Raw genomic sequence first — 8363 nt, forward strand, 5'->3', positions numbered from 1 at the left:
GTCACACATGCGGTTTCTGCTGATCGAAGACAGTCCCAAACTCGCCCGCGCGGTGATGGAACGGCTGCAACTGGACGGCCACGCCGTGGATCATGCCGAGACGCTGGATGCGGCCAGCGCCTGCATCTCTGTGGCGGAGTATGACCTGATATTGCTGGATATCATGCTGCCCGACGGCGATGGCCGGGACTTTCTCCAGCACCACCGCGAGGCGGCAAACAAGACGCCGGTCATTGTCATCACGGCCCGGTCTGCGGTGTCCGACAGGGTCGGTCTGCTGGACCTTGGTGCCGATGACTACATCACCAAACCATTTGATTTCGCCGAGCTTGAGGCCCGCTGCCGGGCCGTATTGCGGCGTCAGGGCGGCCCTGCGGACAACCGCAAGAGCTTTGCCGGCACGGTCCTTGATTCGAGCACCGCAGAGCTGCAATTTTCAGGTATATCCATCCCCCTTCGCAACCGCGAGCTGCGTCTTCTCGAGGTGTTCTTTAACGCGCCCGGCCAAGTGTTTTCCAAGACTTATCTGCTGGACCGGCTGTTTTCATTGACGGATGAGGCCAGCGAAAACGCGATAGAAGTCTACGTCGGAAGGCTGCGAAAACGCCTGGAGGGGTCGGGAACCATCATCGAAACCGTGCGCGGTCTGGGATACCGCATGGTCGCGGCGTGACCGCACGTCGGTCGATTCGCCGCCGGTTGTTCTTTCAACTTGCGGGTGTGGCGGCGCTGTTGTCGTTGACCTTTTTCCTGGTGCTGCGCAGTGTCGCCGAACGCGCCGCCGAAGGCACTCAGGACGGTATTCTGTCGGCCTCTGCCACGGCGATGGCGGACAGCCTGCGCAGCGTGGCCGATGGCGTCACCCTGGACCTGCCCTATTCGGCGCTGTCGATGTTGGGGTCGGTCGGACAGGACCGGGTGTTCTACCGCGTGGTGGTGGATGGCCAGACGCTGACCGGATACGATGATCTGCCGCTACCGTCGGACATCCCTTCGAACGGGGAACCAAAGTTCGACACCCTGGCCTTTCGTGGCGACAAGGTGCGCGTAGCCGTCGTCAGCCGCACCATCGGCAGTCTGGGCAGCCTGATCCGGGCGGATGTGGCCGTAGCCCAGACCCGAGAGGCGTTGGCCGCGACCTCGCGCAGGATCACCGCGATTGCCACCGGCGTTGGCGTCGGGTTCTTCGTACTGGCCACGCTGCTCAGCCTCTGGGCTGCGCAATCCGCCCTGGCCCCCATCGACCGGATGACCGCCGCCGTCACCCGGCGCGGCCCAAAAGACCTGCGCCCGGTGACAACGGACACGCCGACGGAACTGGTGCCGCTGGTCGACGCGCTCAACAGTTTCATGTCGCGGTTGCGCGCCTCGCTGCTGCGGACCGAAGATTTCATTGCCGAAGCGGCCCACCGCGTGCGCACACCGCTGGCCACCGTCCGCACACAGGCCGAGGTGACCCACCACAAGCTGACCAAACCCGAGCACAAGGCCGCAATCCGCGAGATGATTCGCGCTATAGACGAAAGCGCACGCTCGGCCGGACAGATGCTGGACCATGCAATGGTGACATTCCGCGCCGATAGCCTTGCCAAGGATGCCTTGGATCTGGTGCAACTGACAACCGAGGCCTGCAATCGACTGGCCCCAACGGCGGAATTGAAGGACAACACCATCCTGCGCAGCCAGCCCGATCATCCCGTAACCTTCCACGGCGACGGTATCCTGCTTCAGGCTGCCTTGCTGAATATTCTGGACAACGCGATCAAATACTCTCCTGCCGACAGCGATGTGTTTGTCAGTGTGACAGAGGGTGATGAAATCTGCCTGTCCGTCACAGATGCGGGCCGCGGCTTTGGCGGTGTGGATGTATCGCGCCTGACGCAACGTTACCAACGCGGGACCAATGTGGGCGACATAGTCGGCTCTGGCCTTGGGCTGACCATCGCCGACGAGGTCGCGCGCGCCCATGGCGGCAGATTGGCGATCGCCGAAAACCCGAAAGGACAGGGCGCATGCGTCTCGCTTTTCTTGCCGCGCTGATCTGGTCATGCCTGAGCTTGCCGATCCGCGCCTTTGAGGTCGAGGACAGGGTGCTCTACCCCGCCAGTCCCGCGATCAGCGAGCTGCGCATCCTGTCGACGACGGACCGTGCGGCGTTTGAACCGATCATCCTGGCCTTTCAGGCCGCGCACCCCGGCATCGCGGTGGATTACACGATCGCCAGCACCACCGAACTGATGACCGCGCTGCATGACGAAGGCGCGGTTTTCGATCTGGCGATTTCCTCGGCGATGGATCTGCAAACCAAACTGGCCAATGACGGCTTTGCCCTGACATACAGCGCGGCCAATACCGGCGCGTTGCCGGACTGGGCCAACTGGCGCAAGCAGGTCTTTGCCTTTACGCAGGAACCGGCGGTGCTGGTCGTATCCGACCGATTTTTCGCGTCGGGCACAGCGCCGCGCACCCGCGATGACCTGATCGACCTGCTGCGCGCCGATCCCGACCGTTTTCAAGGGCGGGTCGGCACCTATGACATCCGCAATTCCGGCTTTGGCTATCTCATGGCAACGCAGGACAGCCGCAACAGTCAGGCCTTTTGGCGGCTGATGGAGGTCATGGGCCGACTGGAGGCGAAACTGTATTGCTGTTCCGGCGACATGATCCGCGACGTTTCCAGCGGAGAACTGGCACTGGCCTACAATGTTCTGGGCACCTATGCGGCCGCGCAGCAGGCCTTGGGTGTCGGGATTCAGATCGTCGTGCTGGAAGACTATGCCAACGTGATGATGCGCACCGCGCTGATCCCGGTGACGGCCCGCAACGTGCCGGACGCGCAAAAGATGATAGATTTCCTGAACGCCCTCGGGACCCGCCCGGATCTGGTCGCAGCCTCGGGGCTTGCGGCCATAGACCAGACCGCATTGCGCGAAAATACTGCTCTGCGGCCCATCCGGTTTGGTCCGGGGTTGCTGGTCTTTCTGGACCAGTTGCGGCGCAAGAACTTTCTGCGCAACTGGCAGAATTCGCTGTTTCAGGAATAGGTCGCGCGCCTCAAGCCGCGACGCCGGGGGTCAACGCCAACAGTGTACGGCTGTAATCGGCCTGCGGCGCGGTGAAAAAGCGTTCCGATGCGCCCGCCTCGACCACTTTTCCGGATTTCAGAACGGTGATGACGTCGCTCATCTGCCGCACAACGGCAAGGTTGTGGCTGATAAACAGGATGGTCAGGCCGAACTGCGATTGCAGATCCTTGAGCAGGTTCAGCACCTGCGCCTGAATCGACACATCCAGTGCGCTGGTCGGTTCATCGCAGATCAGCACCCGGGGCCGCGCCAGCAGCGACCGCGCCACGGCAATACGTTGGCGCTGCCCGCCGGAAAACTGGTGTGGGTAGCGGTTGATGGCGTCCGCCGACAGGCCGACAAGATCCAGCATCGCCGCCGCCAAATTGCGGCGTTTGCCGCTGTCGGGTTCCAATCCATACAGCCAAAGTGGCTCCGACAGGATGTCACCGATCCGGTGGCGCGCGTTGAGGCTGCTGAACGGGTCCTGGAACACCATCTGGATCAGGCGGCGTGACGGGTCCTTGCGACCGCGTTGGCGGGCCAGAGGCAAGGGTCCGTCGCCCAGCGTCAGGGTGCCATCGCTGGGGTGCACCAGCCCGGTCAGCACCTTGGCCATGGTTGACTTGCCCGACCCGCTTTCGCCCACCAGACCCATGACCGTGCCGGGGCGCACCTGCATGGTCACGTCATCCAGCGCGACAAAGGCCTCGGGCTTGCGCAGCAGGCTTTCGCGCGGGCCGGAAAAGCGAACGGTGACACCGTGCATCCCCAACCCTTCTCCCAGCGCCTGCTCACCTCCACGCAGCCAACCCTCGGCATCGGCGGCGGATTTCCCGGCGGGGGCGGCAATGGCGGGCTTGTCGCTGTCGGGGACCAGAAAGCGGTCCAGCTTGCGGTCCAGCCGGGGCACCGCAGCCATCAGGGATTGCGTGTAGGGGGTGTTCGGGTGCCTTTAGCACCTTGTCGGTTGGTCCCGTTTCCATCACCTTGCCGCCGCGCAGAACGGTGACGTTGTCGGTGATCTGCGCGATGACGCCGATATCATGGGTGATCAGCAAAAAGCCGATGTCGCGCGTCTGCGCCAGCCTGCGGATCAGGTCTAGCACCTGCGATTGAACAGCCACATCCAGTGCGGTGGTAGGCTCATCGGCAATGATCAGTTCGGGGTTGGTACACAGCGCCAATGCAATCACCACCCGCTGCCGCATCCCGCCGGAAAACTGGTGGGGATAGGCCTTGATGCGCTTGGCGGCGTTCTCGATGCCGATTTCCTCTAGCAGATCGACCGCGCGGGTCCGGGCCTCGGAGGAACTGACGTTCTCATGCGCCTGTATTGTCTCGATCAACTGATCGTCGATGGTCATCAGTGGGTTGAGACTGGTCTGCGGATCCTGAAAGATCATCGAAATACGCGCGCCGCGCATCGCGTGCGCTTGTGTGGGTGTCAGGCTGCGCAGATCGGTATCGCCCAGATGCAAGGTGCCGCCCGCGACAAAGCCCGGCGGTTGCAGCAATCCGATGATCGCCGCGCCGATGGTGGATTTGCCCGCGCCGCTTTCGCCCACCAGCCCGTGGATTTCCCCCGGCGCGATGGACAGCGACACATCCTCGACCGCTGTAAACGTGCCATGACGTCCGGGGAATTGAACGGTGAGGTTTTCAACGGTCAACATCAGCGCAGCCTTGGGTTAAAGACGTCGCGCAGGAAATCGCCCAGCACGTTGATCGACACCACCAGCGCCACAAGGAACAGCGTCGGCACCCACAGGATCCACCATTCGCCCGACAGCAGGAACTGCATCCCGATGCGGATCAGCGTGCCCAGCGACGGGCTGTCCGCCGGCAGGCCGATCCCCAGAAAGCTGAGCGTTGCCTCCAGCAGGATGGCAGAGGCAAGGTCAACGGTCATGATCACCAGCAGTGGCCCAAGGATGTTGGGCAGGATATGGCGCAGCATCACGCGCAGGGGATGTTGGCCCATGATCATGGCGGCCTGCACATAGTCCTTGTTCCGCTCCACAAAGACGCTGGCGCGCGCGGTGCGGGCGAAATTCACCCAGAGAGACAGGGCAATGGCAAGCGTCAGCACCGCCACGCGCAGGTCGTCCTGCATCGACGCGGGCAGCACGCCGCGCGAAATCCCGTCGATCAGCAGCGCGGTCAGGATGGCGGGCAGCGCCAGTTGCACATCGGCAATCCGCATGACGATGGCATCGAAACGCCCGCCAAAATACCCCGCCGCAAGACCAAGACCCACGCCCAGTACCGTGGCAATCACCATCGCCATGATGGCAATTGTCAGAGATAGCCGCGCGCCGTACAGGATCGACGACACCATGTCCCGGCCCTGATCGTCCGTCCCCAGCAGGAAACGCGGATCACCGCCCTGCCAAACCGGCGGCAACAGCCCGTCCATCAGAGAAAAGCTGGCAAGGTCATAGGGGTTCGACGTGGCAATCCACGGCGCGGCAAAGGCCCCGCCAACCACCAGCACCGCAACAAGGGCCGCCACGATGGCGGCGGGAGAACGCAGGAACAGGTAGACCCCGTCAGACCTCAGCAGGCGTGCCAGCATCAGGCGGCTTCCTTGACCCGCAGGCGCGGGTCGATGGCAAGATACAGCAGGTCCACCGCCATGTTCACCAGCACAAAGAAAAACGCGATCACGACGAGATAGACGCCCATGACGGGAATATCGACAAAACGGATCGATTCAAGGAACAAAAGGCCCATGCCCGGCCATTGAAAAACGCTTTCGGTGACGATGGAAAAGGCGATGACGCCGCCGAATTGCAGCCCGATAATGGTGATCACAGGCACCATCGTATTGGCCAGCGCATGACGATAGTGCAGCGACCGATAAGGGATGCCGCGCGCCGTCGCGAAACGGATGTAGTCAGAGCGCATGACCTCCATCATCTCGGCCCGGACAAGGCGCATGGTCAGGGTCAGTTGGTAAACGCCCAACGTGATCGCGGGCAGGATCAGCGCGCGCCAGCCATCGACGGTCAGGAAACTGGTGGTCCAGCCGCCCAGATCGACAGTGCCGCCGCGCCCGAAGGTCGGCAGCCAGCCCAGTTGCACCCCAAACAGAAAGATCAGCGCGATACCGATCACAAAGGTCGGGATCGACACGCCGACCAGCGTAGTCATCAGGATCGCCTGTGTCGCGATCCCCCTTGGCCTCAGCGCGGTATAGACACCAGACGGGATGCCTACGATCAATGAGATCAGCAGCGCCACGATCCCCAGTTCCAGCGTCGCGGGAATGCGGCTGGCGATCATGTCGCCCACCGGCTGCCGGGTGCGATAGGAGAACCCGAAATCGCCGCGCAGCATGTCGGTGGTGAACCGGTAGAACTGAACCACGAAAGGATCGTTCAGGCCCAGTTCCTCGCGCAAGCGGTCCTGATCCTGAACCGAGGTTTCCACCCCGGTCATCTGGCTGATCGGATCACCCACAAAGCGGAACAGCGAAAACGCCAGAAAGGCGACGGCGAGCATCACAAAGACCGACTGTACCAGCCGTTTCAGAATGAAATACGCCATCGCCCGTAGTCCTGCCTATGTCCCGATCAGTTGACCGTGACCCAACGCAGCAGGAAGAAGTTGTCGGCGCGCTGCGTCAGGTCCACCCCCTGCTTGGCGGCCCAGATCAGCGGCTGGGTGTACAGCGGGATATAGGCGACCTCATCCTGGCTGATCTGCACGATCTCGTCGACCATCGCCTGACGCTTGGCCGGGTCGATTTCCTGTTGGATCATCGGCAGCAGTTCATCAATACGGGCGTTTGAGTAGTTGCCAAAGTTCCACGAGCCCAGCTTTTTCTCATCATCCTGCCTGTGCAGCAGAAAGCGGACCGGGTGCTCCACGTCAAAGGTGCCCGGCGACCAGCCCAGCAGGAACATGTCAAAATCGTCTTCGCGCAGCTGCGGCCAGTAGTCCCGCACGGGTCCGGTGCTCAGTTCCGCGTTCAGACCGACCGCCGCAAACATGGACGCGGCGGCACGGCACAGCGCCTCATCATTGATATAGCGGTCGTTGGTGCACTTCAGTCCAAAGGAAAAACCATCGGGATAGCCCGCCTCTGCCAGCAGTTCCTTGGCCCGGTCCGGGTCATAGGGGATGCCGTCGGCGTGGGCGTCCGAATAGCCAGAGATACCTGCCGGGACCAACTGGCTGGCGGCCTCGATCTTGCCCCGGAACAACACGCGGTCGATGGCGTCCATGTTGATGGCATGGGCAGCGGCCTGGCGGACGCGCACGTCGCTGAACGGGTTGGTATCGGTCACATCCGAGGAGTACAGCAGCGTGTCATGCTCATGGCCAAAGCCGAACATGATCACGCGGGTTTCCTCACCCTCCAACACCTTGTAGCCGTCGCGCTCTTCGACCTGGACAGCATCCTGCAGCGGGATCGGCTGGATAAAGTCGATGTCACCGGACAGCAGCGCCGCAAGGCCGGTGGCGGGGTTGCCGATGGGGGTAAAGATGCCCTCGGTGACGTTGTGTTCGACCTCCCCCCACCAATTCGGGTTGGGCACCAGAACGGTCTGCACGCCGGGATCGCGCGACTGCACCATAAACGGGCCGGTGCCGTTCACGTTGATGGTGGCGAAATTCTCGGCATCGCGCGCGGGCAGTGCGGCGTCGTTCGCCTCTGCCCAGCCTTTGTCGAGGATCATGAAGTTGGCGATGCTGTCCGGAAACAACGGATTCGGTGCGTCCGTGATGAAATCGACGGTGAATTCGTCAACCACGCGAACCTCTGTCACCGGGGCAAACCACGACCGTACATCCGACACTTCGCTAGAGGCGCGTTCATAGCTGAACAACACGTCTTCGGCGGTAAATGCCGCGCCATCGGCAAAGGTCACGCCCTGACGCAGGTTGAAACGCCAGCCGTTCTCATCCTCCAGCGGCTCCCAGCTTTCGGCCAGCGATCCTTCGATGGACATGTCGCGGTCGCGGCGGACCAGCCCTTCGTAGACGTTGTTCAGAAAGGACAGCACCGGGGCAGAGCTGACCGCGTGGGGGTCCATCGTCTGCGGATCGGTGGCAGAGGCCCAGCGAAAGGTTTCGGCCTGCGCGGCATGTGTACCCAGCAGCAGAGTGCCGACAAGGGCGCTGGTGCGCCAAAGAGAAAAGGGTGTCATGAGGGTGTCCCTGTTGTTTTTTGTCTGAGCGTTCTGAAACCCATTCAGCCCGCAATATTCACCGGCGGTCCGTGTGCGGTGTGATTTCGGGGCGCGGTCGGGTTTCTTGACCTTGCGTGTGGCAGGAAGGGCGATCACG

General features: G+C 62.3%; 7 protein-coding genes and 1 pseudogene. 3 read left to right on the forward strand and 5 right to left on the reverse strand.

Annotated elements, in window-relative coordinates; translation table 11 throughout:
• Positions 1-7: 7 nt before the first annotated feature.
• From CHB90_RS20775 to CHB90_RS20785, 3 genes are read left to right on the forward strand one after another with little or no spacing between them, the layout of a single operon-like run.
• Entirely contained in the window at positions 8-673 is a 666-nt protein-coding gene (locus tag CHB90_RS20775) for a response regulator transcription factor (RefSeq protein WP_089279747.1), read from the forward strand.
• The gene (locus CHB90_RS20780; RefSeq protein ID WP_089279748.1) at positions 670-2040 is read left to right on the forward strand and encodes a sensor histidine kinase; all 1371 of its coding nucleotides are present in this window, start codon (positions 670-672) and stop codon (positions 2038-2040) included. The genes CHB90_RS20775 and CHB90_RS20780 overlap by 4 nt, the downstream gene beginning before the upstream one ends.
• Positions 2013-3044 (forward strand): ABC transporter substrate-binding protein, encoded by a 1032-nt coding sequence (locus CHB90_RS20785; protein WP_089279749.1) that lies wholly within the window; start codon positions 2013-2015, stop codon positions 3042-3044. The genes CHB90_RS20780 and CHB90_RS20785 overlap by 28 nt, the downstream gene beginning before the upstream one ends.
• 10 nt (positions 3045-3054) lie before the next feature.
• Here the strand turns inward: CHB90_RS20785 and CHB90_RS27480 are convergent, their stop codons facing one another.
• From CHB90_RS27480 to CHB90_RS20805, 5 genes and pseudogenes are all read right to left on the reverse strand, one after another.
• Positions 3055-3987, reverse strand: a complete 933-nt coding sequence (locus CHB90_RS27480) for an ABC transporter ATP-binding protein (RefSeq protein ID WP_425426651.1) — start codon at positions 3985-3987, stop codon at positions 3055-3057.
• A gap of 274 nt (positions 3988-4261) precedes the next feature.
• A pseudogene (locus tag CHB90_RS27590) lies at positions 4262-4741 on the reverse strand (ATP-binding cassette domain-containing protein); the annotation flags it as partial.
• A complete protein-coding gene (locus CHB90_RS20795) occupies positions 4741-5643 on the reverse strand; it encodes an ABC transporter permease (protein ID WP_089279750.1) in 903 nt (300 codons plus the stop codon). The gene CHB90_RS20795 and the pseudogene CHB90_RS27590, both read right to left, overlap by 1 nt.
• Positions 5643-6617, reverse strand: a complete 975-nt coding sequence (locus tag CHB90_RS20800) for an ABC transporter permease (RefSeq protein ID WP_089279751.1) — start codon at positions 6615-6617, stop codon at positions 5643-5645. Before CHB90_RS20800 ends, CHB90_RS20795 begins: the two co-directional genes overlap by 1 nt.
• A 26-nt stretch (positions 6618-6643) precedes the next feature.
• Entirely contained in the window at positions 6644-8224 is a 1581-nt protein-coding gene (locus tag CHB90_RS20805) for an ABC transporter substrate-binding protein (RefSeq protein WP_089279752.1), read from the reverse strand.
• Between the last annotated feature and the right edge of the window lie 139 nt (positions 8225-8363).

The organism is Antarctobacter heliothermus (assembly GCF_900188425.1).
GTDB classification, from domain to species: domain Bacteria; phylum Pseudomonadota; class Alphaproteobacteria; order Rhodobacterales; family Rhodobacteraceae; genus Antarctobacter; species Antarctobacter heliothermus.